General features: G+C 71.4%; 17 protein-coding genes. 4 read left to right on the top strand and 13 right to left on the bottom strand.

The window, feature by feature from the left end:
* Positions 1–49: 49 nt before the first annotated feature.
* The 3 genes from RM446_RS22275 to RM446_RS22265 form a co-directional block, all read right to left on the bottom strand.
* On the bottom strand, positions 50–349 hold the full coding sequence (locus tag RM446_RS22275; protein WP_311547362.1) for a hypothetical protein: 300 nt from the start codon (positions 347–349) through the stop codon (positions 50–52).
* A gap of 1173 nt (positions 350–1522) precedes the next feature.
* The gene (gene recD2, locus RM446_RS22270) at positions 1523–3760 is read right to left on the bottom strand and encodes an SF1B family DNA helicase RecD2 (protein ID WP_311547360.1); all 2238 of its coding nucleotides are present in this window, start codon (positions 3758–3760) and stop codon (positions 1523–1525) included.
* An 89-nt stretch (positions 3761–3849) separates the two neighbouring features.
* On the bottom strand, positions 3850–4134 hold the full coding sequence (locus RM446_RS22265) for a winged helix-turn-helix domain-containing protein (RefSeq protein ID WP_311547359.1): 285 nt from the start codon (positions 4132–4134) through the stop codon (positions 3850–3852).
* A 392-nt stretch (positions 4135–4526) separates the two neighbouring features.
* On the opposite strand from RM446_RS22265, the gene RM446_RS22260 reads away from it, so the two are divergent.
* Positions 4527–4730: a hypothetical protein gene (locus tag RM446_RS22260; protein WP_311547358.1), complete on the top strand. Its 204-nt coding sequence runs from the start codon at positions 4527–4529 to the stop codon at positions 4728–4730.
* Between the two features lie 180 nt (positions 4731–4910).
* On the opposite strand, the gene RM446_RS22255 is transcribed toward RM446_RS22260, so the two are convergent.
* The 4 genes from RM446_RS22255 to RM446_RS22240 all read right to left on the bottom strand — a co-directional run bounded on the left by RM446_RS22255 (position 4911) and on the right by RM446_RS22240 (position 13549).
* Positions 4911–6218, bottom strand: coding sequence for a TIGR02679 family protein (locus tag RM446_RS22255; RefSeq protein WP_311547357.1), 1308 nt, complete (start codon positions 6216–6218; stop codon positions 4911–4913).
* Positions 6219–6294: 76 nt separating this feature from the next.
* Positions 6295–10683, bottom strand: coding sequence for a TIGR02680 family protein (locus RM446_RS22250; RefSeq protein ID WP_311547356.1), 4389 nt, complete (start codon positions 10681–10683; stop codon positions 6295–6297).
* The gene (locus RM446_RS22245; protein WP_311547355.1) at positions 10680–11936 is read right to left on the bottom strand and encodes a TIGR02678 family protein; all 1257 of its coding nucleotides are present in this window, start codon (positions 11934–11936) and stop codon (positions 10680–10682) included. Before RM446_RS22245 ends, RM446_RS22250 begins: the two co-directional genes overlap by 4 nt.
* Positions 11933–13549 carry a TIGR02677 family protein gene (locus tag RM446_RS22240; protein WP_311547354.1) on the bottom strand — a complete coding sequence of 539 codons (1617 nt, stop codon included), beginning with the start codon at positions 13547–13549 and terminating at the stop codon, positions 11933–11935. Before RM446_RS22240 ends, RM446_RS22245 begins: the two co-directional genes overlap by 4 nt.
* A gap of 91 nt (positions 13550–13640) precedes the next feature.
* On the opposite strand from RM446_RS22240, the gene RM446_RS22235 reads away from it, so the two are divergent.
* From RM446_RS22235 to RM446_RS22225, 3 genes are all read left to right on the top strand, one after another.
* Positions 13641–14861, top strand: coding sequence for an ATP-binding protein (locus RM446_RS22235; RefSeq protein ID WP_311547353.1), 1221 nt, complete (start codon positions 13641–13643; stop codon positions 14859–14861).
* A 5-nt stretch (positions 14862–14866) separates the two neighbouring features.
* Complete coding sequence (locus RM446_RS22230; RefSeq protein WP_311547367.1) at positions 14867–15877, top strand: ParA family protein; 1011 nt, start codon at positions 14867–14869, stop codon at positions 15875–15877.
* Between the two features lie 295 nt (positions 15878–16172).
* Positions 16173–17243, top strand: coding sequence for a serine/threonine-protein kinase (locus RM446_RS22225; protein WP_311547352.1), 1071 nt, complete (start codon positions 16173–16175; stop codon positions 17241–17243).
* A 62-nt stretch (positions 17244–17305) separates the two neighbouring features.
* Here the strand turns inward: RM446_RS22225 and RM446_RS22220 are convergent, their stop codons facing one another.
* The 6 genes from RM446_RS22220 to RM446_RS22195 form a co-directional block, all read right to left on the bottom strand.
* Complete coding sequence (locus tag RM446_RS22220; RefSeq protein WP_311547351.1) at positions 17306–18010, bottom strand: hypothetical protein; 705 nt, start codon at positions 18008–18010, stop codon at positions 17306–17308.
* Positions 18011–18107: 97 nt separating this feature from the next.
* Positions 18108–18860 carry a hypothetical protein gene (locus RM446_RS22215; RefSeq protein ID WP_311547350.1) on the bottom strand — a complete coding sequence of 251 codons (753 nt, stop codon included), beginning with the start codon at positions 18858–18860 and terminating at the stop codon, positions 18108–18110.
* Between the two features lie 37 nt (positions 18861–18897).
* Positions 18898–20070, bottom strand: coding sequence for a C40 family peptidase (locus RM446_RS22210; RefSeq protein ID WP_311547349.1), 1173 nt, complete (start codon positions 20068–20070; stop codon positions 18898–18900).
* Positions 20071–20763 carry a hypothetical protein gene (locus RM446_RS22205; RefSeq protein WP_311547348.1) on the bottom strand — a complete coding sequence of 231 codons (693 nt, stop codon included), beginning with the start codon at positions 20761–20763 and terminating at the stop codon, positions 20071–20073.
* A gap of 39 nt (positions 20764–20802) precedes the next feature.
* Positions 20803–23097: a type IV secretion system protein gene (locus tag RM446_RS22200; RefSeq protein WP_311547347.1), complete on the bottom strand. Its 2295-nt coding sequence runs from the start codon at positions 23095–23097 to the stop codon at positions 20803–20805.
* A 233-nt stretch (positions 23098–23330) separates the two neighbouring features.
* Positions 23331–25844 (bottom strand): ATP-binding protein, encoded by a 2514-nt coding sequence (locus tag RM446_RS22195; protein ID WP_311547346.1) that lies wholly within the window; start codon positions 25842–25844, stop codon positions 23331–23333.
* Positions 25845–25899 lie beyond the last annotated feature (55 nt).

The following is a 25899-nucleotide window of genomic DNA, read 5'->3' as shown; positions in this document are numbered from 1 at the left end:
TCCATTTGCGATAGCTACAAGATCGACGGTGATGTGCCGGCGCAGGTCCTCAGGCGGCCGTGCTGTGGCGCTCTTCGTGGGAGTGCCGTTCGGCGCCCAGGCGCCGGGCGGCGCCCTCGGGGTCGGCGGCGGAGTGGGTGACCCGGGTGCCGCCGGCACCGCTCCAGCGGAACAGCCCGCCCCAGCACCACACCGTCAGGCCGCTGTCCACGGACACCACCGCGACCGGGCCCAGCGCGCCGGGATAGAGGCGAGGGCCGCCCGGCACAGCGAGCCGAGCGCACAACCGCGAAACGGCTTCGGCGGAGGTGGCCGGGGCTGCGGTGGAGATCGTCGAGAGGGTACCCACGGACGAGGCCTTTCCAGTCGGCACCTGCGGGCGCGGTGCTCACCCGCTGCGGTATTGCGGCTTCGGCTCGACGACGGGCGCGCCTGCCGTCGCCGTCGCTAATCCCCGGATTCGGCAGACCACAAACGAACGCCGTCGATTCGGTCACAGATCGATCAACGGGTGAACGCCCGGTAACCGCTCGTGCTTAGCCGGAGCTCTTGCGCGGGGCGGCGAGTCGACCGGCGGCGGCCTCCCGGGCCGAAGTGCGGACGGTCGGGTGGGCGATCGAATTCCAGCACGCCCGGAACCAGCCGAGGCCGTGTCGCGCCGACTCCAGCGGGCACTCTCCGGCGTGGCTCGGGGGCGCCGGGGTAAGCGACCCTCGGGCGCCGACCGGAGCCGGCGCCCGAGGTGAGCCGACACTCTCCGGGGGGAGTGGCGAGAGCGCCGACGTTCGAGCGAAGCAGCGCTGTCGGCTCGGGGGCCGACACCGGCCGGTCGGGCGCCGAGCGGCGACCGATCGGGGAGGGTGGTCCGGTGCGTCACCCCGAAGCGGGCCGGGCGGGAACCGCTTACCCCGCGCGGTGAATCCGACTCCCCTCGCGGGGCACCGGCGACGGCCGAGGCACTGCGGCCGCTCCGGCGGCCGACCGGCGCACTGCGCCGGTACCGGCAGCCGATGCGGGGCACACCCCGCCCAGCGAACCACGGATTCCCGTTCGGCTTCCGCTTCATAACGGAAGCCTATTCAACCGGGAGCGCGTTCGGGGGCGGAAATCGAAAAAGCGCGGGGGACACGGCGCGACAGGCCGGGTGCCGCCGCCGATCCCCGCAATTCGCGACACCCGGGCGGATGCGGACATCCGCCCCCGAGGGGAAGGCGACGGCCCCGGCCGGCCGTGTCGCCGACCGGGAGGGATCGGACGCGACAACGGCCGACGGGCTGCGGCGCGGGGAGAGGGAGCGGCGCCGCGCCCGACCCGGATCACAGTACTGCACAATCCCGGATATTTCAGTTGTCCACTTATACGAATCTCCCGAGAAGTCCCAGCGGAGCGGACGAGCAGATCAGTCCGAATCGTCGGATTTGCCACAAAAGTTAGGAGTAAAATGGGCGCACCGCGACGGGATTCGCCACATTTTCTGACGGTCTAATACGGAGTTTCCGGAATCAGCGATTCGGGACTGGGGTCAGGAATCAGCCAAACGCTGCGCGAGGGCGGTGAACCGCCGTCCGGCTCCCGCGTTGCGGACCGCCTGGGCCAGCGCACGGCGCGACCCCACCAGCACGACCAGCCGCTTCGCGCGGGTGATCGCCGTGTAGAGCAGGTTGCGCTGAAGCATCATCCACGCGCTGGTCGTGATCGGAATCACCACGGCGGGGTACTCGCTGCCCTGCGAGCGGTGGACGGTCACCGAGTAGGCGTGCACCAGCTCGTCCAGCTCCGCGAAGTCATAGCCGATCTCTTCGTCCTCGTCGGTCCGCACCCGCACCGACTGCTCGACGGCGTCGATGCCGGTGATGACGCCGAGGGTGCCGTTGAAGACCCCGTTCGCACCCTTGTCATAGTTGTTGCGGATCTGGGTGACCTTGTCGCCGACGCGGAAGACCCGGCCGCCGAACCTGCGCTCGGCGACACCCTCGCGCGGGGGCGTCAGCGCCTCCTGCAGCAGGGTGTTGAGGTTGCCGGCTCCGGCAGGGCCGCGGTGCATGGGCGCCAGCACCTGCACGTCGCGGCGCGGGTCCAGGCCGAACCTGCGCGGGATGCGGTTGGCGACCACGTCGACGGTGAGCTCCGCCGTCGCCTCGGTCTCCTCGCTGGGGAACAGGAAGAAGTCCGACATCCCCGCGAACTCCGGCGGGGTCCCGGTGTTCACCCGGTGCGCGTTGGTCACCACGCCCGACTCCTGGGCCTGCCGGAACACGTGCGTCAACCGGACGGCCGGCAGCGGGGAGCGCTCGTCCAGCAGGTCGCGCAGCACCTGGCCCGCACCGACCGAGGGGAGCTGGTCGACGTCGCCGACCAGGATCAGGTGGGCGCCCGGCGGTACGGCCTTGGCCAGCTTGTTGGCCAGCAGCAGGTCGAGCATGGAGGCCTCGTCGACCACGAGGAGGTCGCAGTCCAGGGGGTTGTCGCGGTCGTAGGACGCGTCGCCGCCCGGCTTCAGCTCCAGCAGGCGGTGCACCGTGGAGGCCTCGTGGCCGGTCAGCTCGGTCAGCCGCTTGGCCGCGCGGCCGGTGGGTGCGGCGAGAACGATCTTGGCCTTCTTCGCCGCGGCCAGCGTGATGATCGAGGAGACGGTGAACGACTTCCCGCAGCCCGGCCCGCCCGTAAGCACCGCGACCCTGCGGCTCAGCGCGAGCTTGACGGCCTCCTGCTGCTCTGCGGCCAACTCGGCGCCCGTGCGCGAGCCCAGCCAGCCCAGCGCCACCTCCCAGTCGACGCCGTCGAAGGCCGCCAGCCGGTCCGCCGAGGCGTTGAGCAGAGTCCGCAGCTGCGAGGCCAGCGACGCCTCGGCACGCTGGAACGGCACCAGGTAGAGAGCCGTGACTCCGTCGCCGTCGGGGCCGGCGACCTTCTCCGAGACCACGCCCTCCTCGGCCACCAGCCGCGCAAGGCACTCGATCACCAGGCCGGAGTCGACCTGGAGGATCTTCACCGCCTCGGCGATCAGCTTCTCCTCGGGCAGGTAGCAGTGGCCGTCGCCGGTGGACTCCGACAGCGTGAACTGGATGCCGGCCATCACTCGCTCCGGGCTGTCGTGCGGGATCCCGACCGCCTGGGCGATGGTGTCGGCGGTCTTGAACCCGATCCCCCACACATCCGTCGCAAGCCGGTAGGGCTCGTTGCGCACCACGGAGATGGAGGAGTCGCCGTACTTCTTGTAGATCCGCACCGCCAGCGACGTGGAGACTTCGATGCCCTGGAGGAAGACCATGACCTCCTTGATTGCCTTCTGCTCCTCCCAGGCGTCGGCGATCAGGCGCGTGCGCTTGGGGCCGAGCTTGGGCACCTCGATGAGGCGCTCGGGGGTCTCTTCGATGACGTCGAGCGCCTCGACGCCGAAGTGGCCCACGATCCGCTCCGCGAGCCGCGGACCGATCCCCTTGACCAGCCCGGAGCCCAGATACCGGCGTACGCCCTGGACCGTGGCGGGCAGGACCGTGGTGTAGTTCTCGACCGTGAACTGGCGGCCGTACTGCGGGTGCGAGCTCCAGCGGCCCTCCATCCGCAGCGACTCGCCGGGCTGGGCCCCCAGCAGCGCGCCGACCACGGTGGTGAGGTCGCCGCCCCGGCCGGTGTCGACCTTGGCGACGGTGTAGCCGGTCTCCTCGTTGGCGAAGGTGATGCGCTCCAGGACCCCGTCAAGCACCGACGGACGGAACCCGCCGTCCCCCGAACCGGCCCGCTGCGACCCCTTGGCCATCAGGACACCCCTTCCGCAACCTCGGCCCCCCATGATGCCGCCCGAGGCCGACAGAGCGCTCACATCGGTGTGGCAGTGCCATCAGCGCGCTATTCCCGGCCCTGCCCGATGTTCGGGAGGGCGTCCTGGGCGATGAAGGTCCCCTTGCCATGCACGGTGACGACTACGCCGCGCTCGCGAAGAACCTGCATGGCCCTGCGGACGGTCATGTAGGCGACTCCGTACTCCTCTGCCAGATCGCGTTCCGCGGGCAAACGCGCTCCGGGCACCAGATCACCGGCTACTACCCGCGCAACGACGTGGTCGGCGAGGGCGGCATAGACAAGGTCGGGACCCTGGGGATCGAACTCCGGAATTCCGTTCTGCTCGCTCACGGGCGCAATGTATGGCCCCGGTGACCTACAAGAACGATTGGAGAGCTATACAGAGCTATAGGATTAGCATAGACTCCGCAAAGCGAGAGACCCCCGCGACCGCAGCCACGGTCCGGGGGCACGGCCACCAGCTTCCGAGGAGCTGACGACATGACCGACCTTAGCGGCAGTGTGCTGCGCCGCCTACGTCCCAGGCGTGCCCGCCTGAGCGCGCCGACGCCCGTATCCGATACCCGGCCTCCCTCCCACCGCAGGGCGGCACGGGTGCGCCCCTACGCCCTCGCCGCTCTCCGACGCGGCCGCCGCACCGGCGACCGGCCGTTCGCCGGGTCGCTCCGGCTCGGCGGATCGGAACCGGCGATCCGTCGCGACTTCGCGGGGGTGGTTCTCTAATGAGCGCCGATGACCACCCCGCGCTCCCGCTTCCGTCCGCCGAGTACGGCCTCACCGAGACCGAACGCCGCGCCCTGTGCGACCTTCTGGACGAGCTGGTCGAGGCCACCGAGGACCGTGTCTTCTGGTTCGGCCGCGCCCGCGAGGCGGCACTGGAGATCAAGCGGCGGCTCGACACTCTGCTGACCGACGGCGAGGTATAGCGGCCGCGCACCGGCGTCGACACGCCGGGCGGCTCACACAAGTCGGGGTACTCGGTCCCGTCCTGGACGGAGAACACCGGCATGCGGCGAGCCCGCGCTGCGCGCGGGGTCGCCGCCGTTTCCCATGCCCGTCGAGTCTGTACCTGGGGACGCGCACACCGCCGCCGTGGCATCGCCGGACTAGTCGGCGCGCTGCGTGAGATCGGCCAGGAGCACGTCCAGCACCGCCTCCTCCTCCACCCGCCGCCCGGCGCCGCTCATCGCCGGTGCCAGTTCGGCGTCCCAGTCGGCGGCCACCGGCTCTCCTGACAACTCCCCGCTGACTCCCGCGCCGACCGCCGAGCGGTAGTCGGCGGCGCTGTAGCGCCACGGGTGCCAGTTCAGGCGGCGCAGCAGCGCGTTGGCGATGCGGATGCCGCCCCAGTCGAAGTCGCCGTGGTAGCGGAGCATCGCACCGTCCCGGCACAGCGACCGCAGCAGCACCAGGACCGCTGCGCCGGGCTGGCCGCGCGTGCACACCAGCGGCGGGCACGCCGGCCCCAGCCGGTCGGCCGCGGCCGCAACCACCGCCGGGTTCTCGCAGAGGTGGACGGATTCCGCGCCGTCCAGCGGGCGCACCGGGTCGCGCACCAACTGGCGCAGAGTCAGCACGGCGGGCTGACCCGCGTTCCGCATCTCGGCCAGGGCACGACCGGTGGCGGTGCCCGTGTCACCGGGAAGGCCGGTGGCCAGGACGGTGGCCGACAACTCGTCCTGCAGAAGGCCGACTGCCGCCCACGCTTCCCGCCTACCCTCCGCGCCGCTGTCCGCATTCGCCGCGGAGTCCAGTCCCGCCAGCGCCCGGGCCGCGCTGAGCGCGAGCGTCCCCAGCGGCCGCCCGTGATCGAGCGCGTGGGCGTCGCCGCAGACCCGCGCGGCGAACACGGCCAGCCCTTCGCCCGCGGCCGGCAGCTGCCCCACCACCGCGGCGAGTCTCCGCAGCTCCGGGAAGGCGCCGGCGGGTTCGCCGAGGAGGCGCCGCGCAAGCCCGGAGGCCCGCAGCCGTCCGCACCAGTCCGCCAGTTCCTTGCGCGGCGCGCACACCCCTTCCAGCGGTGCGAACACCCGGTCCCACTCGCGGGCCTCGGCGGCCGCGGCGTCGGCGCGCACGGCGACAGGGCCGCGCAGCTCCTCGACGGCCGCGGCCAGGCCCCGCGGGCAGACCTCCGACCGGCGCAGCACGGCGTCGACCGCCTCCAGTCGGACGCCCAGCGAGCGCCCGGGCGCAGGCCGTCGCCCCAGGAGCCGCTGAACGGCGAGGCGCTGCCCGTCGGTGGCGCGGGCGAGCGTCACCGTTCCCGTGAGGGCGCGGCCGCGTGCGATCCGGCTGCGCACGCGGTCCACGAGCCACCGCGTGTCCTCTCCGCCCAGCAACCGGTGCAGGCGCTCCCGGTCGACGCCGGCTCCGGGACCGGATGCGCGGCCGTCCGGCTCGCCCTGTCCTCTCATCGGCTCTCCTCCCCGTTCACCGGCGACGCGTCCGGGGGTCTCCGCAGCCACCCGCCTCCCGCCCGCCCGGCCGCGGTCACGACCAGAGCGCGTCCTGGCCCGCGGCGGCCGCTTCTCGGGATTCGCCGAGCGCTCCCGCATCTGTGCCGGGTGCCGGTCCCGCCGCGCCGCTCGGCGCCTCCGCCACCCGGCTCCTGCGGTGCCCGTCCCAGCGCCAGCGTGTCACCAGGACCGCCGGGAGCCCTTCCAGCCGGGAGAGCTGGCAGATCGCCAGACCGGGGACCTCCGGGTAGCACCCCCACTCGCGCTCGCTGGTCATGACCACGTCGAGGTCGAACGAGGCCAGCAGGCCCAGGCACTTGGCCCGGGAGTCGTCGTCGACACCGGCGAACGCCTCGTCCAAGGTGATCAACCGCGGGGCACAGGGATCGCCCGCACTGGCGTAGTGGCCCGATGCGGCGGCGAACAGCGGGACCGACATCGACAGCACGCGCTCACCTCCCGAAGCGGGTCCGGTTGCAGGCTGCCACCGGCCGCCCTGGTGGCGCTGGACCGCGAACTCGTGCCAGCTCCGGTAGTCCAGTGCCTGCTTGAGATGCTCGTACCAGGTCCCCCCGCTCTGATCGGCGGCGCGCACCCGATTGATCTGGCCCTGGAGGAAGTCGCCGAGCACGGCCCGATCGTCCGGTGACCACGCATCGCTGTCCTGGAGCAGGCGGGTGCGCGCATCCTCCAACCCGGGGGGCGCGTCGCGGCGCGAGGGCCGCCACACCAGGCGCAGTCGCATTCCGGTACTGGTGGGGCGCTCCTCCAGCTCACCGTTCATCTCGACGACCCGGCGCTCGGCCGCCACGATCAGCTCCTGGAGCGACCCGGCGACCTCGGTGATCAGGTGGTTCTCCAGCAGCTCGCGCTGGCGCGCGGTGAGCAGGCGGTCGCGCTCCTCGACCTCCGCCGCCAGCGCACCGACGAGCTCGGGGACCTCGCGCTCGCGGCCGTTGAACACCACCCGCACCACGACTCCCTCCTCAAGGGACTGGGTGCTTGCCTGGTGGCCGCGTGCCGAAAGGGTCTCGCCGAGGGGGGACAGCTCCGCCGAAAGCCGCTTCTGCACGCGTTCCCACGCGGTGTCGGAGTCGTCGGTGTCGGCGAGGCGGGCTCCGATCGTCCGAGCGAGCTCCACCGCGGGACGTACCGCCCACTCCTCGCCGACCGGCGGTATCTCGGCATCGGGCAGCGCCACACCGAGTAGCCCGGTGGCGGCGAACCTCCGCAGCGCGGCGACGGCCTCGCCTCTGGACGCGACCGCGGCCTCGATCCGGGTGTCCACGTCGGCGATGCGGGTCTGCTCGGACGCCAGCTCCTTGTTCGCCTCGATCAGCTCCTGCTGCGCGGCCTTGCGCCGCTCCGCGCAGTCGCGCTGCGCGGCGCCGTTCTCGGCCAGGCGGCGCTGCAGCTCCTCAACCGCGGCGCCGACGGTCTCTTTCAGGGTGGTGTGGCGCTCCCGGGCGGCCGCCAGCGCGTTCTCGGCGGCCTGGCTGCGCTCGGCCATCTCCTCGGCGTAGGCGGCCAGGCGGTCGGCGTCCTCGCGCTGGACCGCCGCGTCCGCGGCGGCGGCGCCGCGCTCGCGCACGGCCGGCCACACGTCGGCGAGCGCGACGCGGTACTCGCCCAGGGCCGAGCGCAGGGACCGCAGTTCACCGGGGTCGACGGGAAGGCCCAGGTCGGCAGCCGCGGCGCGCAGCTCCGCCGTCGCCGCCGAAGCGGCTCGGGCGGCGGTGGCGGAAGCGTCCTCGAGTTCGCCGCGGGCCTCGCGGGCGCGGCGGGCGGCCCGGTCGGCTTCGGCATGGGCGGCGTGCGCGGCCACGACCGCGTCGTCGCCGGGCAGGTCGGCGAGCTCGGCGTCGAGTACGGCCCGGCGCCCGTCGATTTCGGCGGATCGGGCGTCCAGCTCGGCCACGGCGGCGTCCACGTCGTCGATTCCGGCGCTGACGACCTCGATGCGCGCGCGGCGCGCGGCCTCGCGGGCGCCTTCGCCGAGGAACTCGGCTCGGTCTTTGCTCCAGCGCCCACGCAGCACGCCGAGGCGGAAGCGGCCGCGGACGTCGACGACCGCTGCGGGTACCCGCCCGTTCCCCTCGGCGGCCGCCGGGCCCTGCTCGGAATCGGTGCCGGGCTTGCCGAGGCCGATGGACTCCAGCAGCCGGGCGACGGTGTCGGGGGCGACGGCGGCGGCCTGGGCGTCGCCGGTGTCGACGGCGGGCAACAGGGCAGACGCGAGCGTCGGCTCCGCTGCGGGACCATCGGCGCGCAGCACGGTGTCGTGGGTGCCCGCGTCCGAAACCGAGCCGTCGGGCGCCACCCACGCGTCGAGCAGGCCGGCCGCCTCCAGCGCGGATTCGAGACCCGCGCGCTCGGCGTCGGAGACGGCGTCGCGGAAGTCGACGAGCCGCCACAGCGGGGCGCCGGGCCTGCTGCCGCGGACGCCGGGCGACCGGGTGTAGGGAGTGGGCGGTGCGGACTGCCCGCCCTCGCGCAGCCGGCCGAGCTCCGCAGTCAGCTCGCCGCGCTTCTCGGTGCGGCCGCGGCGCTCCACACTCACCCCGGCGGCGGCGTCGGCGAGGATGTGGCTGGTACCCCGCGCGGCGTCGTCGCATTCGGTCCGCGCCGGGTTGGGTCCCTGCGGATCGGCCGCCCACACCTGGAGGCGGTCGAGCAGGCCCTCGGGGTGGGCCGGCCGCAGTTCGGTGCAGCCGGCCAGGTGCGCGCGGACGCCGTCGACCAGACCGGCAGCGGCGGAGGCGGCGTCCCCCTCGGCGGTGCGGCTGTACGCCTCGCGGGCGGCGAGCTCCTCGTCGGCGTCGGCGAGCCGGGTCTCCGCCGCCGTCCGGGCCGTCTCGGCCTTCGTGGCCGCCTCGGCCAGGCGCTCGACGTGGTCCAGGCCCCGCTCGCGGCGGCCGGCGAGTCCGGCTGCCGCGTCGTGGGCGGCACCGACCGCCGCCGCCACCGCGCCCGCCGTGTCCATCCCGCCGGTCGTGCCGGGCTCCTCGGTGCCCGCACCGGTCCCGTCACCGCCGCCCGCGCCGGCCGCCGCCCGCGCCACCAGGGCTGCGACACCGGTGTCGTGGGCGTCGCCGATCCCGGCGGCGGAAGCGGATTCGTGCGCCCTCCGCAGCGCCCCTTCCACCCGCCCGGCGGCGTCGCGGCGGCGGTCCTCGGCCGCCTGGAGGCGCGTGCGGGCGCGCGTGTGCTCGCGGGCGCTGCGTTCGGCGTCACCACGACGGGAGCGCAGCGTCTCGTCGGCGCCGCGGGCGTCTTCGGCGGCGCGGTCCAGAGCCTGGGCGTCGCGCATCTCGGGGCCTTCGCGCAGCGCCTGCTCCTCGGCGCCCAGGCGGGCCGCGCGCTCCTCCAGGCTCTGCTGGGCCGCCTCGGCCGCCGACACCCGGGACTCGGCCGCGGTCCGGCGGGAGTGGGCTTCCCGCAGCTGTTCACGCAGCCGCTCATAGTCGGCGTGGCGCTCGCGCGGCGGACGGGAGCGGCGCAGCGCGGCCACGCGCGCGTAGGCGCGGTAGTGGCCGAGGAAGCGCTCGGCGGCGCCGTGGGCCTCCTTCATGGCGTCCAGTTCGGCCCGGTCTTCGTCCAGGCTGCGGAACGATTCGGCGGCGTCGGCGACCACAGCGTCGTCCAGCGGCGGCAGCGCCTGGGTGAGCGCCCGCGAGAGCGCAGCCTCGTCGGGCCGCTTGGACAGCTGCGGCTGGCGCAGCTGGATGAGCAGGTCGACCAGCGCGCGGTAGCGCTCCTCGCCGAGCCCGAACAACTCCTCGTCGACCGCGCGGCGGTAGTCGCGGGCGCTGTCGTAGACGCGGCCGTGTTCGCCGATCGCTTCGGCCAGCCGGTCGCGGGTGAGCGCGGTGCGGGTGTTGTCGAGCAGCCGGAGACCATCGTGGTCGCCGGAGCCGATGCGCTGGGTGGTGACGAAGAACCAGTGCCGCGCGATCCCCTTGCCCGCCACCGCCTTGAGGCCGCAGCCCAGCGTCCGGAAGTGCACGGTGCCCGAGGGGTCGGCGCGGCCGAACTCGATCCACGTGTAGCCGAGGCGTTCGGGCGCGTCGTGCTCGCCGCCCAGCAGCAGGTTCCACTCCATGCGCTTCTTCGGGTCGCCGTCGGGCTCGACCCGGCTCGCGGTCATGTTGCCGTCCAGCAGGAACGGCAGGGACAGGGCCAGCACCTTGGACTTGCCGGTGCCGTTGTTGCCGCGCAGCAGCAGGCGGCCGTCGCGGAAGGGGAACTCCTCGTCCTCGTAGTAGAAGAGGTCGACCAGGCCCAGCCGCAGCGGCTGCCACCGGTCGCGGGCGGGGACGGGCAGCCGGTCGCGGACTGCGGCGCCGTGCTCGGGTTCGGCGCTCCCGCCGGGCTGGGCGTCACCGCCCGCGCCGTGCACCGCGCCGGCGAAGGGCTCGCTCATGTCCCACTCTCCTGTTCGTCGTGGCGGCTCCGGCCGGCGCTCCCGCGCACCACGGGCTCGCCCACCCCGAAGCGCGCCAGGGCCGGCAGGGCGTGCACCGACCAGGAACCGCCGGAGGGGTCGGGGGCGGTGCGCACCAGGGCCAGGGCCTCCAGTTTCTCCACCGCCCGCGCCACCAGATCGCGTTCGGCCCCGGATTCCTTCGCGGCCTTGGACCAGTAGCCGCCGTACCGCTCGGCGAACCCGCGCACCTGCTCCTCCAGTTCGGCGCGCGGAACCGCACGCGGCGGCCCTTCGGCGAGGTACTCGGCAAGCAGCAGCGTGACATGCCCGTGCGTGCCCTTCTCGGGCATGCGCACGTCGGTGAGGTCGTCGTCGGGATCGGCCATGGCGATGCCCTCGGCCCGGACCTCGGCGACCAACCCGGTCAGCTCGGAGATGCGGTGGGTGATGGCGGCGCGCTGGCCGACAAGGTACGTGCGCTCCTCCTCGGTTAGCGCCGAGTAGTACAGCACGGGGTCGTCCAGGAGCCGGCGGGTGAGGGTGTGGCGGATCCGCCGGTTGCGCAGGTCGGTGCTGTCCATCGACTCCAGGACCGGGTCGGAGGTCAGCGCCGCGAGCCGGTCGGGCGTGGAGTCGGCCGAGACCAGGGACGGCCCGGGTCCGCCCGCGAGCAGCCCGGTGAGGACGCGGCGCCGGACGTCGTAGAGCGCGTCGCCGGTGGAGCGCAGATAGTCCTCGTCGTCTCCGGCCACCAGGGCGATCACCCCGAGGCGGGAGAGCAGCCGGACCACGGCGACCAGGTCGGCCCGCTCGCCGCGGTCCTCAAGGGTGAAGGAGATGCCTGCTGCGGTCAGACCGGGGTCCGCCGCCTCCAGGACGACCTGCTCGGCCAGTCGCCCCAGGGCGATCTGCGTCTCGGAGCGCTCCAGCACCGCCAGCGCCAGGCACAGCAGTACATAGCGGCGGCGGGTGAACGGCGACCGGGCGCCGCCGGTCTCGCGCGCGGGGTGGGTGGCATCCTCCGCGTTCCCCGGGGACTTGCGCAGCCGCGCGGCCTCGCTGTCGACGTACAGGCCCCATCCCGTGTTGCGCTCGAACCAGTCGCGCAGCTCCCGCGCGTGCTGGCGGACCAGGCGGAACTCGTCGGCGGTGCGGCCTCCGACGCGCAGCAGCGGTTCACGCAGCAGCGCCCGCGCGGCGCGGCGGACCTCGGCCCGCTCCTGGTCGGCGCTGCGACTCGCGGTACTCACGCCGACGCACCGCCTTCGAGGTCGGTGATCTCCACCCGGTGGTCGGGGCCTCGGAACACTCCGTCAGGCGTGCGGATCTCGGCGGTGCGGCCGTCGCCGAGGGTGAGCAATCGGATCCGCAGCCCTCCGTCGTTGCTGGTCGTGGACGTCTCGCGGGCGTTGGGCGGCCAGTGCGCCAAGGCGTCGCCGAGCAGCCCCAGAAACAGCCGGAACGCGGCGGGATCGAGTTCGCCGATGTCGGAGAGCCGGATCTCGCCGCCGGTGTCCAGGCGCGCGCGGGCGGCCGCGACCTCCTCGGCCTGCCTGCGCGCGTACTCGGCGAGGTGGCGGCGCTCGGCGCTGCGGTCGGTGACCTTGCGCGGGCGGCCGCGTCGCTCGTACTGCCCGGTGCGGCGCAGTTGCGGGCTGATCTGCACGGAGCGGGCCTCGGCCCAGGGCGTGGCGGCGGGCTCCGGCTCCTCCTCCCGGGCCTGCAGTGTCTCGGCATCGACGGTCAGGTGGCGCGCGGAGTGCAGTCCGAACGCGGCCCGCCACAGCCGGTGCCGGGAGGCGTCATCCGGCGCCTCGGCGAACCAGCGCGCGAGTGCCCGGAAGTCGGCTGAGCGGTCGGAGCGGCCCGAGCGCCGCTCGTTGAGCGCCGCCACCACCGCCAGCAGTTGCGGGATGGCGCTTCGGGCCGCCGACCTGAGCAGCTTGGCCTGCGGCTCGTGTCCGGGCGCCGAGAGGAACCAGCCGCGCAGCCCTTCCCAGCGGCGGTGCCATTCCGCCAAGGCGGACCGGCGAGCGGAGTCGGCGGCCTCGTCGGCGCCGGGTGCGGAGTCGACGGCTTCGCGTTCGGCCGCGGCGGCCAGCAGCAGGTCCACGGACCGCTCCCCCGCCGGGCCGGTGCTCTCCAGTTCCGCAAGCCGGCGGGCGATCTCCGACCCGGTGGTGATGAGGTCGGCGATGAACCGCTCCAGATAGTCGATCAGCCGGTCCTTGTAGGCGAGGAACGCCTCGACTTCGGCGTCGTGCAGGTCGATGGTGCGCTGGAGCGATCCCATGAACGCGCGGGCGTTGTCGGCCAGCTCCCCGAACCGCCCGGCCAGGTCGCGCAGCGCCCGGTGCACGAGCGCGGGGTCGGGCTCGCCCGCCTCGGGGCCGGTCCACGCGAGGAGTTCGCGCAGGCGCGCCGCGATGTCGGCGAGCGCCACGGCCTGCAGCGCCCCGCGCTTGCCCAGCGCGGAGTCGTAGGCGGCGAGCGCCTCCTCCGCAGCCTCTCCGGCGCGGGTGAGCTGGTAGATGTAGCGGCGCCGGTAGAAGTCCTCGACGGCGGTGACCCGCCCGGTGTCGGGGTCGGGCCGCAGGTTGCCCCACTCGGCGAGGCGGTCGAGGGACTTGGCGACGTCGTCGGAGTCGGCGTAGCAGCCCTCGGGCAGCAGCCGGCTGACGTCCTCGGGCCGGAGGTGGACGGTGAAGCGCTCCTTCTCCGCGACGAAGACGCCCATGATCGCCCGGTAAAGCTCCGCATTGGGCGCGGTGAGGTGGGCGAACGGCTGATGGCGAGCGTGCTGGGAAGCCGGTTCGGTTTCCGCTGCCGAGGAGGGGGTGGTGTCGGCGGACATCATCACCATTGGTACCTGATGCGAGGTGCCTTGTCCCGAGGAATCCGGGATCGGAGCGGCAGCAGGGGAAGGGGGCGCGCCACACCAGGGCGCTCCTACGGTGGAAGATGGCACGGACGACGCCGCAGAATGGATGCCCATGGACAAGGATCTCGCTGAGGAATTGGGGACGCAGGAGACCTGCTCCTTGGAGTTCAAGCGGGAGGCGCGGGACCGCGACCCGATCCGCAAGGCGATCTGCGCACTCGCCAACGACCTCAACGGCATCGGCGGGGGCGACCTCCTCATCGGAGTGGACAAGCACGGCGCCCCTTACGGATCCGTGGACACGTCCGACGAGGCGCTCCTCAAGCTCATCGAATGCCGCAATGAAGGCAAGATCCTCGATCGCCCTTCGATGACGGTCACGGTAGAAAGCTACCGACACAGCCCGGTGATCCGGATCCATGTGCACGCGGCATCCGCACCGCCGGTGCGGCTCGACGGTGTGGCCTACGTCCGTCCGGGCCCTCAGACGACCAAGGCGACGTCGGACGACGAACGCGTGCTCATCGAGCGGCGCCGCGCCAACTCCGCGACACGCGATCTGCACGCAGTCCCCGGTACCGGCGTAGACGACCTCGACCTCAGCCTGTTCCGCGGCACATATCTGCCTTCGGCCGTCGACCTGGCGGTGATCGAGGAGAACCACCGGCCGGAGCGCCAACAGCTCGCGTCGTTGAAACTGCTCGCTGCCACGGGGTGCGCGACGGTCCTCGGACTCGTGCTCATCGGCCTGTCGCCTACGGCCCACGTGCCGGGCGCCTACGTCCAGTTCGTCCGCTACGACGGTGCGGACGTCAACGCTCCGGTCGCCGATGAGCAGGAGCTGACCGCCAACATCATCGACACGGCCGGGCAGTTGGAAAGCACCTTGCGGGGGCACAACCACACCAGGCTGGTCGACGACGGCGGCTTCCGGGAGCGCGAGGTTTCGGACTATCCGTTCCCCGCTCTACGCGAGGCGTGCATGAACGCCCTGATGCACCGGAACTACGAGTCGTCCAACGCTCCCGTGCGGATCCAGTGGTTCGACGACAGGGTCGAGGTCTCCAATCCGGGCGGCCCCTACGGCCAGGTCCGGCCGGACAACTACGACAGGGTCAACGACTACCGCAACCCCTCCCTTGCCGCGGCCATGAAGCATCTCGGCTACGTAAACCGGTTCGGGCGCGGGATCGGGCGCATCCGGGCGGCGATGAGCGAGAACGGGAACCCCGCACCCGAGTTCGACATCGACGACTCGGCCTGGGTGGTCGTGCTGAGGAGGAGCCGCGCGTGATCTCCATGGCGTTGTTCAACAACAAGGGCGGCGTCGGCAAGACGATGCTGGCCTACCACTTGGCGCACATGTTGGCGAGATCGGGAAAGCGGGTCCTCGCCCTCGATCTGGACCCTCAAGCGAACCTCACCTCCTATTTCCTGCCGGAAGACCGGTTGGAGGAGGTGTGGGCTCGCAGCAGTGCACCCGAGGCATCGGGTCGGCCGGAGGCCGCCACCGTGGCGGAGGCCGTGCAGCCCATTCTCGACGGCCTCGGCGACGTCAGGCCGGTGCAACCGCTGGAAATGGCGGACGATCTGTGGCTGGCACCGGGTGATCTCCTCCTAAGCGGATTCGAGGACCAGCTGTCCAAAGCCTGGTCCGACACGATCCTCGGCAAGCCCGGGCCGGTGCGTACCACCACCGCCTTCTACCGGCTCATGCAGGAAGCCGGCCGCGCAGTCGAGGCCGACATCGCGATCATCGACGTCGGCCCGAACCTGGGGGCCATCAACCGCGCCGCGCTCCTCGCGTCGGAGACGCTGCTCATCCCACTGGCCGCCGACCTGTTCTCGTTGCAGGGCCTGCGCAATCTCGGGCCGACGTTTCGAGAATGGCGCGCGACCTGGCGGGGCCCGGTCACAGACAACATGCCGCCGAACATCGAGTATCCCAGGGGGGAGATGACTCCGCTCGGCTATGTGATCATGCAGCCCGGTGTGCGCTTGGACCGCCCGGTCAAGGCGTACCAGCGGTGGCTCGACCGGATCCCGGTCGAATTCCAGCAGCATGTCGTGCAGGGGATGGCCAGCGAGGACGCGCTCACCCCCCACGAAATCGCCACGATCCGCAACTACCGGAGCCTCATGCCTCTGGCCCATGACGCTCACAAGCCGATGTTCGACCTGAAGCCCGCTGACGGGGCCATCGGCAGCACCCAGCAGTATGTCGGCACCTGCAGGGCCGACTTCCGGAAGCTCAGCGAAGACATCCTGGCCCGCCTGCGCACGGCGGCCGAACTGCACGGGGACCGGTGATCGTCGGCCGCCACGAAGCACCGGGCGCTGGTCTTCGACGCTCTCCGTCCGATCGGAAGACACGGCGCGCGCCCGACGGACGCGGACGAGATGACGCCGCGACGCCGCGCGGCGCATCGGGCCGCGTGTCTCCACCGCCGCATGCGCACCGCTTCGTTGACTGACGAGCCGCGCACCCTCGCGCCGCACACGCGGATTGCCGAGCCCGAAGTACACAGTGGGATTCTCGCCGGGCGGCGCTAGACTCCGGTTCCACTGAAAACACGGTCGCCGCTGAGATGTACTGGGAGGCGCGATGAAGGCCCGGGGGACGCGGCGCCTGGGTCGGCTGCTTCCCGAGGATCCGGCCGAGGTGGGCGGATACGACCTGGTGGGCCGCGTGGGCTCCGGCGGGATGGGCATTGTTTACGCAGCAACCGCCCCGGGCATCCGCGGATACCTGGCCGTCAAGGTCGTCGTCGGCGAGCACGCCGCCTCCGCCGGGTTCCGCAGGCAGTTCGCCCACGAGGCCCGGCTGCTGGCGCGGGTCAACAGCCCGTGCGTGGCCCGGTTCGTGCAGGCGGACGTGGAGGCCGATCCGCCGTGGCTGGCCACCGAGTACGTGCCCGGCCCGACGGTGCGCCACCACGTCGAACGGCACGGTCCGCTGCGTCCGGGCATGCTCGTCGGCCTGGCGGCGGGAGCCGCCGAGGCGCTGCGGGCCGTCCACTCCGTCGGGATCGTGCACCGCGACCTCAAGCCGAGCAACGTGGTGATCGCACCGCCGGGTCCCAAGATCCTCGACTTCGGCATCGCCCGCCCCACCGTTGCGGAGGACCCCACCCGGTGGATACGGCTGCGTCGCTTCCGCGACGGGCTGCGGCGCCTGGGCATCCGGGAGCCGGAAGGCCTGCCCGAGCCCGGCGACCGCCCCGCCGCGGGGCCGCGCGACCGCCTGGGAACGCCAGGCTGGATCAGCCCCGAACAGTACCGGGGCGAGCCGGCCACCGACCGGTCCGACGTGTTCCTGTGGGGCTGCCTGGTGGCGTTCGCGGCGGCGGCACACAACCCGTTCGGGCACGGCCATCCCAGGGAGCTGGCCCGGAGGGTGCTTCGGGAGGAGCCCGACCTCGACGGCCTGCCTGCCGGACTGGAGCGGCTGGCGCTCGCCTCCCTCGCCAAGGACCCCGCCGAGCGCCCGGATTCGACGCTGCTGCTGCAGGAGGTGCTCGCAGAGAGCGGCGCCGAGCCGCCTCCGACCGGGGGCGCGACACCGGCCGCCGTCCGCGAGGTGCTGAGCACCCACTGGACCGAGGTCGACGTGCGCCTTCCCCGACCGCCGCGCGAGCTGCCGCGCGGTCTGACGCGTCTGTGGCAGGCGGGATGACGGCGATGGGGGTTGCGCCGGTGCGCGGGGGCCGGCACCGGTGCCGGCCCCCGCGCGCCCGCTCATGTCCGGTCCGCCGTGCGGCCGTCGGTCCGGTTCCCCTCCCCGGCTCCTTCCGCCCGCCGGCGCCCTGTTCGCCGAGCGGCCGCGGCGGGTGCCGCGTGGAGTCCGCGCCGGTGTGAGGCCGCGAGCCTGCGGTGCGGACGCGGGTTGGTTCCGCCGGACACGACCAACCCGCGCCCGACCGCGGCCCCGCACAGGCGCGTGCGCGTACGCTTCCCGCTGCACGTCGACATGTCGCGCAGAGTGCGGGCGACTCCGGTCAGCCGGATGGGAGCGCGGCGGACGACGTCTGCCTCGGAGACGCGCAGCCTGTGGATGCGCACGGCCGGAGACACGGCCCCGTTCGCGGCCGACTGCGACCGCACACCCATGTCCACGGTGCACCCGTCCCACGGCGGCAGCCCGTCCAGCCGCCACAGCCGTGCCGCGGTGTCGCGGCAGGCGAAGGCACCGGGAGCGAGCGCGAGCTGGGCGGCGACGACGGCCCGCTTGAGCGGCGAGGCCAGCGCGCCGAATCCCTTGACGCGGTATACGCCCCAGTGCAGTGTGCGTGTCCACATTCCGCGGCGCAGGCGAGCGGCGACGTCGTCGGCCGAAAGCCCGGCCCGCCGCGCCTGTGCCCGACTGATGAGTCCGAACTGCGCCGCAGCGAAGAGTGCGACGGCTTCGTCTCCCTGGCACGGGAGTGACTGCTTGAAGATCATGCCTCAAGGATCAAGGGGCCGAGGCCGACCGAGCCACTCCGATCACAGGGGTGTGGATAACTTCCGACAACCAGCCCCCTAAAGATAGTCGCCCGCTTCAGGCAGGGAGAATGCGCTCTATACGCGTGGCCAGTACAGGGGCGAGCGACCGCGTCAGCTGCCGAAACTCCTTCGCTGGAACCTCTTGAGAGACGCTTGATATATCCATTCGGAAGACACCGCTTCGGGAGCGACCGAGGAAGATGTAAAGCGACTTGGAACCTCCCTCGCGCGGCTTTCCATACTGCGCGAATCCTTGTTCCCCGATGTCGTCGACCTCTTCCGTGCCCTTCAGTTCGGAGAATTTCCCAGGCATCGTGGCCTGAATGTCGTGGAAGCGGGCTCTGGCATCATCCAATCGAGCTTCCTCCGACCCCTGGACCGCGGAAGCCTTGTAGTAAAGCCGCATTTCCCAATCGCCGTAGTCCGGCGAAATCAACGCCCACTCACAGTCGTCGGAGATCATCCGCCGCTGCGAACCCGGACCCGGATCGGCGTAGTCATCGTCCTCATCCAGGCGCTTCGGGAACATTGACTTGAACGCGCCGGTCTGCGAAGACGTCTCCAAAGTCGAACAGAGATCGAGTGCCCCCGCCGTCATCGACGGAGCCGGCTCCCAACTTCCTCCGGAGACTCCATCCATTGGAGACTCGCCACCCTGCGCTACCGCTGACCCGAGCATCCGAATAGTTCCGACGAACATACCGACCACAAGGAGTGCCGCCGTTGTTCCACAGCCGAACATCAGAAAAAACGCACGCCACCCGCGGACTCCCTGATTCCTTCGCAGCGTACCTGGCTGTTCAGACATTTCCGATCCTCAGCGGTGACGGGGAAGCGATCGCAGCCTACTGCGCCTGATCGCCCAGTTGCGCCTTCACGTCGGGGTGTTCGAGAGGACGGGTGAACCCGAGAATCTCGGACCGCCCGGGAGCATCGTAGTCGTGCACGGCGATCGGTCCGCAGTTGGTGCACCAGGCCTCGACCATCAGTCCGTCGCCGATGACCATGCCTACGTGCCCCGGGCTCCCTGCACCGGCCTGGTGGACGTCGAAGAAAACCAGGTCGCCGGGCTGCTCCTCGCCCTGGGGCACCTTCGGCCCGAATGCCCACTGGTCCTGCGACACCCGCGGAATCGAGGCCCCGATGCTCTCGTAGGCGCGCATCGTCAGTCCTGAGCAGTCGAAGGCGCTCGGCCCGGTGCCGCCCCAGAGGTAGGGCTTTCCGCGCTGGTCCAAGGCCCAGTCGACGACCGCCTGCGACAGCTCGTTCGGCGCCTGGCCGATCGGCTCGCCCGCCGCCGTGACCTCGCAGTTGACGGCCTGCTGGACAGAGCCGCTGGTCTCGAAGTCGCCTTCGGCGTACTGGTCCGCCCAGTTCATGACGTCGTTGACGTACCACCAGGCGTGGTTGTAGCCGTAGACCGCCTCGCGCATGTCGTCGCGCGCGCCGTGGGCGATCAGGTAGTCGGCAGCGGCGGGGATCGCGTCAGCCGGGTCGTATACATTCACGACACCGTCGTCGTCACCGTCCTGCCCGTACCCCTCCTCCGGGCGGTCGTCGGCGTCCATGGTCGGTTCGCCGCCCCAGCTGTTGCCGGCTGCGGAGCCGTCGAGGGCGCCGAACTGCATAGGGCCGGCGGCGCCCCAGTCGTTGTGGCCCTCCCGGATGCCCGGCCCCTCCCAGCGCCCGTGCTTGCTCTCGACCTGGCCGATACCGGCGAGGACGTTCCAGGGGAGCCCTTTCTCCTCGCCGACGGACTTGTAGATCTCCAGGTAGTTCTCCGGTATGGAGTCCTCGGCGTAGCCGCTGGTCTCCGCCTGCTGCGCGGACTGGTCGGAGGTGCACTGCAGGGCACCCACGGAGTTGAGGATTCCCGGGTTCAGCGCGGTCATGGGAATGATGACGACCCCGACGGCGACCGCGCCCACCATGAGCACACCGATCACGATCGCGAGCCGGGTGACGCATGAGCCCGTCTCCGCGTCCCTACCTACCGGTCCGGCGAAAAGTGAGATCATTCAGTCACCCGCCGCATCCCCCGGCCCCGGCGAGCCCGGCACGTCGCCCAGGTTCCCGGCGTCGGCGGGCTGGAAGTCGTAGACCCGCCACTCCCCGCCCTCTTCCACCACGGTGACTGCGAACTTTCCGAGGTCCTCGCTGGCCCCTGCGCTGCCTTCGGTGATCGACTGCGCCGTCACCACGAACGTGACGGACTCGTCGCCGAACGTGCGAATGGACTCGATGTTCGCGCGGCCCTCGGCGACGGACTCCTCATCGGCCATCTCCTGCCACATCGCCCCGGCGCCGGAACTCTGGGCCAGCGTCTCGGCGTAGTCATCGGTCGCGAGAGCTTGCATGCTCGCGTAATAGTCCTCAGGGGACTGCGAGTAGTCGATGGTGCCGTAAGCGCGCGCGAACTCCTGGGCGGTCGCCGCAGCGGATGTGAACTCCTCCTCGCTGAAGGGAAACCAGTCCATCACCTGCATGTCGTGAGCGGCTGTGGTGGGGATCGGGCTCGGCGGCACGACATCGCCGGCGGCGTTCTGGCCCCCGTTCCCACCTCCTGCGGCGGATGGCTGCTCGTCCGACCCGCCGTCAGTCGCGCCGTCGCCCCACCCGCCCAGGGTCAGGTAGACGCCGAAGACCACGAGGACGACGACGAGCGCGCCGAACACGAAGCGCTGCTGTCCTTCACTGAGCGGTTTGGGCATGTCGGGGGTTCCTCGTGAGGGCGGTCGTGGCGTATCGGGTCAGTCTTCGTCCCGCAGCCAGAACGGGACGTCGCGGCGCGCGTCCCGGCGGCGCTGGGACTCCGCACCGGTCCAGAACGGGCTGATGGGCGCATCGTTCTTGCGGTCGCGGGAGCCGGTGAGCCAGCTACCGCCTTCGCCGGATTCGCTGGGTGGTGCCGGACGCTGCTGGCGCGGAGGCGGAGCGCTGCGCCCTTGCTTGGTCCGGGGGCCGCCCCACCTCGATCTACGGTTGATGTTGCCCTGCGGAGGCGTGGCCTCCCGGCCGCGGAAGATACCCGCGCCGGTGTTCGGGTCCGCGCCGCGCCGGCCTTCACCGGAGGGCGCCTGCTCGGCGCCCCGTGGCGGGGCGGAGCGCGACTCTCCTCCCCCGTGACCGAATACCGAGGCCCAGCCGGTGTCGCCCGTGCCGGTATAGCCGCCGGAGGGACGCGGAGGGATGCTGCCCCTGCCGGCGGAGGCCGCGCGGGCGCTGCCGCCCGGACCTCCGGAGGCGGCCTCGCTCAGGCGTGGGGCCTCCGACGTGGAACGGCCGGCCGCGGCGGCGGCACGCTGCTGACCCCGGTCCTGATCCTGCGTCTGGCCGAGCTTGAGCGGCGGTGGAGCGGCGTTGCCCCTGACCCGGCCGTACCCTCCGCCGGCGCGCGCACGTCCCGTGTCGCCGCGGACAGGGCCGCCCTCGGCCTCGGCCGCGTCCGGCGCGGCTCCGCCGCGCCCCGCTTCGCCCGCATCCGGAGTCGCGGCGGCCGCTCCCCGGCCGCCGGCGGGGACCGCCGCCGCTGCCGCAGCGAGCTGAGGGCTCCGCTTGAGCCCCCACTTCTGGGCCCGCATGTAGGCGACGGGCGGGAGGACGTTGGCACTTCTGCTGAGAGCACTGCTCGACACGGCGTCGCTGACCATCCGCGACGTGAAGGTATTGGCGTTCACCGACTGGAAGAGATGAGCGAATGGGCGGCGGTATATGAACAAGGCCAGGGTGAAGAGGGCAAGCAGGATCATCTGCAGCCCCCAACCCAGATTCGTCGCCATCACCAGGCCATAGCACACGACAAGCAAAGAGACGATAAGCATTACGAATATCTGCTTTAGAAGCAACCCCAAAAGCATTTCAAACCAACGAAGAAGAACAGTCCTTCCATATCCCGGATGAATCCCAATCAACAGGAATATCGGCGACAGCAAGAGAAGTAGAAGAAATCCGATCTTCAGGACAATCAACGCCACTGAGGCCGCGAGTATCAATCCACCCGCGAACACCGAGGCGAACAACGCCAGCGTCGCCACTCCTAAGCGACTACCCTGCTGCTCCCCCTCAAAAAGTGGATAGACTTCGGGATAGGTTCTTTGAATGGAGCTGGCGATCTCCTCATACGACTCCTGCTTCTCGGAGACTAGTTCAACAGCGTCGACTTCGCCGTTATTGATCTGCTGCTGTTCAACCCGACTGATTGCCTGCGACTTGAGAAGCGGCATCGCGTACTGCTCGGCAGCAGTGTCGGCGGTGACACCGCTACCGAACTCCCCGGCAATCCACGGGCGACACACCAGACCCGCCCAGAGCATCTGAGCGTTCTGCCGCACCGCGAAATCACTCTGACTCTCCCATTCTGCCTTTTTTATTTCAGGAGCAGTAGCAGGACAAACCGTTCCACCACTGGGAGTCGAAACTCGAGAAATAGCCGAGTTCACGAGCTGGCCGCCCGAATTTACAATAGTCCCCGCATAGCCAAGTATTTGGCCAGGGTTGACGAGAATCCAAATCCCCAACGCCGTCGCCAATACCATCCAGACCGCGCTCTCGATGGTAAGCGTGACACGCTTGCGGATCAGCCCGTACCAGCCTAGCCAAACGGCACCGAGAATGATCACCGTGGGGAGCAGCGGGCGCCATATCCCCTCGCGAAGCTGCATGACGACATCTTCCACCAGCGTGTTGAAACTGGCCAGAAGCCCATCGCTGGTGGCTGCCTGATAAACCGTGATCGTCGACTGGTTGATCGTCTTTGACAGGTTCCACGCAGTATTGCTCAATGTCGCGACCGCTGCCGAGCCCATCTTGTCGACGCAGGACTCACGAATGACGTGCCATTGCTGCCCGGCAGTACCGTACTGACCGTACAGGCTGGAGTCCGGCGGCAGCCCGTCCGGCGACGCAGCGGCGGCCTCCGCGGCCTGTGGCGGCACCAGCAGGCCGTCCGCTCCGCTGCCTGCCGCCTCCGGTTGCGGAGCGGGCTCACCCTCGCAGACCGGTGCGGCCTGCGCGCTGCCGAGCGGAGTCATCAGGAACGCGAGCATCAGCCCGGCCATCACCAGGTTGCGCTTGAAGCGCCTCCCGCCCTGGCCGCTCCTGCCGCCCCGGCCGGAGCCACCGCCCCCGCCGCTCCTTCCGTCCCCCCGGCTCCGTGCGCCTCGGCGCAGTTGGCCGGACGGGGGCTCGTCCGCCGCCGGCCCGGCCGACAGCGCGCCTCCCGAGGTCGGTGAATCGCCCTCTCGCCCGAACCCTGCGGACGACGGCGTAGCGGTGTTGGTCACTGGTCCTGCCCCATCCTCGTGGTACCGCCGGTGCCGCCCGTTCCAACCAGGGCACCGGCGCCTGCGCCGTCGTCTTCGGGGATGTCGTCCGGCCGATGCCGGGTGGGGTTGGTGTCCAGCCACTCCAGCAGCTCCTCGGACACCAGGTCCACGGCGACCCGTCCTGCCCGGCCGTCGAGGTCGCGGAAGATGGACTCGCCGTTGCCGAGGTTGCGGAGCATCGCCTGATGCTCCTCGGAGGACTCGACACCGAGGAGGGACATGACGCTCTCCACCTCGTACCGCTCGCTCGAACGGAAGGCGAATACGCTGGACAGGCAGTTGGTGACCTGTTCGTTGAGGAGGTCGCCCGCGTTCTGGCTGACGAGGATCAAGGCGGTGTTGCGCGAGCGCCCCATCCGGGAGACCTCGGGCACGAGCTTGGCGCCCTCCGGGGTGGAGGTCACGGCCCAGGCCTCGTCCAGGAAGATGGCCTTGGGCAGGTGGCGGTCGAGGCCGTTCATAAGCCGCCGGGCGAACTGGCTGACCAGGTAGAGAAGCGCGACGCTGAGCCGCTGCTCGTAGGAGTAGTCGTCGCGCTGGATGGCGGAGTCGGGCAGGGTCAGCCCGCCGAGGGTGAAGACCGTGGTCCAGCCTTCGGTGTCGATCTGGGTCTGGCCCTGCGGGTCGAAGCACAGGCCCGCCAGCCGCATCTCCGACATCGACCGCAGCACCGCGCCGAGGTTGCGCGACGCCGGGTCCTCGGAGGCCTCCAGATGCTCGACGACCTTGGCGAGGCTCGGGCGCGGCTGGTTGGCGACGGCGGCGACCGCCTGGATCATCGCCGACTCCCGCTCCTCGCTCATTCGCGGCAGCAGGAGGCGGAGCGTCTCGGTGGCCATGGTCTTCTGCGTGGACAGGTCGTCGCCGAAGGAGAACGGGTCGAGCAGCCCCGGTTCGGCCGAGGCCATCGACATGATCCGCGCCTTGCGGCCGCGCCGCTGCAGCAACCGCACCAGCGACTCCGCGTCGCCCTTGGGATCGATGGCCGCGACGGTCACGCCGCGCAGCGCGAGCTGGTGGATGAGCAGCAGCGCCAGCGTGGTCTTGCCGCCGCCCGGCTCGCCGGTGATCGCGATCGCCGTCGGGCGGTTGCGCGCGGCCGCCACCATGGGGTCGAAGTGCACGACCGAGCGGGCGCGCCCGATGGTCTCGCCGATGTAGGGGCCGGTCCACCCCGAGCCGGAGGAGTCGCGGCGGTCGCCCAGGTCGATGGTGGCCGTGGGCATGCCGCCCGCGATCGTGCGCAGCGGCTGGCGCTGGGCGTAGGCGTTCAGCCGGATCCGGTCGCCGGGCAGCGACTCCGCGAACAGCGAGAACTGGTCGCCGGTGGAGTTGACGACGTCGATGCCGATGTCGCGGTAGTGCTCGACGACGGCCTCCACCCGCTGCACCAGCAGGTCCTCGGCGGGCGCCGACACCATCAGCCGGTGCCATCCGTAGACGAACGGCAGACGCTCCTTGGTGATGCCGTGCTCCAGCATCCGCGCGGCGTCGATCTGCTCGGCCAGCGCGATGGGCGCGGCCACGCCCGCCTCGCGGATGTGGGCGTCCATGTCGCGGGCGTGCGCGAGCTTGCGGCCGACGTCCTTGCTCGCCTTCGCGGGGGGGATGAGCTTCATCCGCAGCGACAGCTCGACGGGGAACGGGAGCGCGTCGGCGTAGTGCAGCCAGGGCTCGCCGTCGGGGAAGGGCATCAGGTCGGGGAACCGGGAGAAGGACAGGTAGGCGACGTAGGTGGACCCGGTGGGCTGGTCCAGCCGCAGCATGGACCGGCCGTTGTGGACGACCCCTTCGACGAGCTGCTCGATCTCGCCCTTGCCCCAGGTGCGGCGGCCGGCGGCCGAGCGCCGCCACTCCTCGATGGTGCCCGTGACCGCGTGCCGGATCAGCCAGGCGATCTCGTCGGACGTGGCGTGGCGGGCGTGCAGCGAGCTCGCGGCCAGCGCACGGCCGAGCCGCTCGGCCTGCTCGCTCCAGCGGGCGATCTCCTTGGCGTCGGTGGCGTCGTCCTCCATGCCCAGCACCTGCTCGGTCCGCTGGTAGGCGCTGACCAGCTGGGCGAGCATGCCCTGCGACAGCTGGCCGCGGACGCCGCCGCGCTGACCCAGGCGGACGCCCAGGTAGACCTCCTTGGTCCAGAAGTCCTTGGCCCACACGTGCCGGTACATCTCGTCGAGGTAGTCGAACCAGCCCGGCCCGGAGTCGGACGTGGCGTCGAGCCGGGTGGCCCAGTCGGCCGCCGGGTAGGTGCGGTGGGCCACGCGCAGGTGCACCTCCGCGTCGTTCATCCGGATGGCCGCCAGCGCGATGGTGACATTGGTGGCCAGCGCCTCGCGCTCGTCGGGGGTGGCGAACTCGTAGGAGACCGTGGGCAGCCGGAAGTAGGCCCAGGCGTCGGCGTCGCTGAGCAGGATGCGGTCGTCGAAGTAGCGGACCGAGAGGCGGCTGCCGCTCCTGCTGCCGTTCATCGGGTGGCCTCCCCAGTGGTGCGTGTGGTGGTGCGATCGCTCGGGCCGCGTGTGC

This window comes from Streptomonospora wellingtoniae (assembly GCF_031845375.1).
GTDB lineage: Bacteria > Actinomycetota > Actinomycetes > Streptosporangiales > Streptosporangiaceae > Streptomonospora > Streptomonospora wellingtoniae.
Note: the sequence above shows the minus strand (reverse complement) of the source record. Positions and strands in the feature narration are given on the sequence as shown.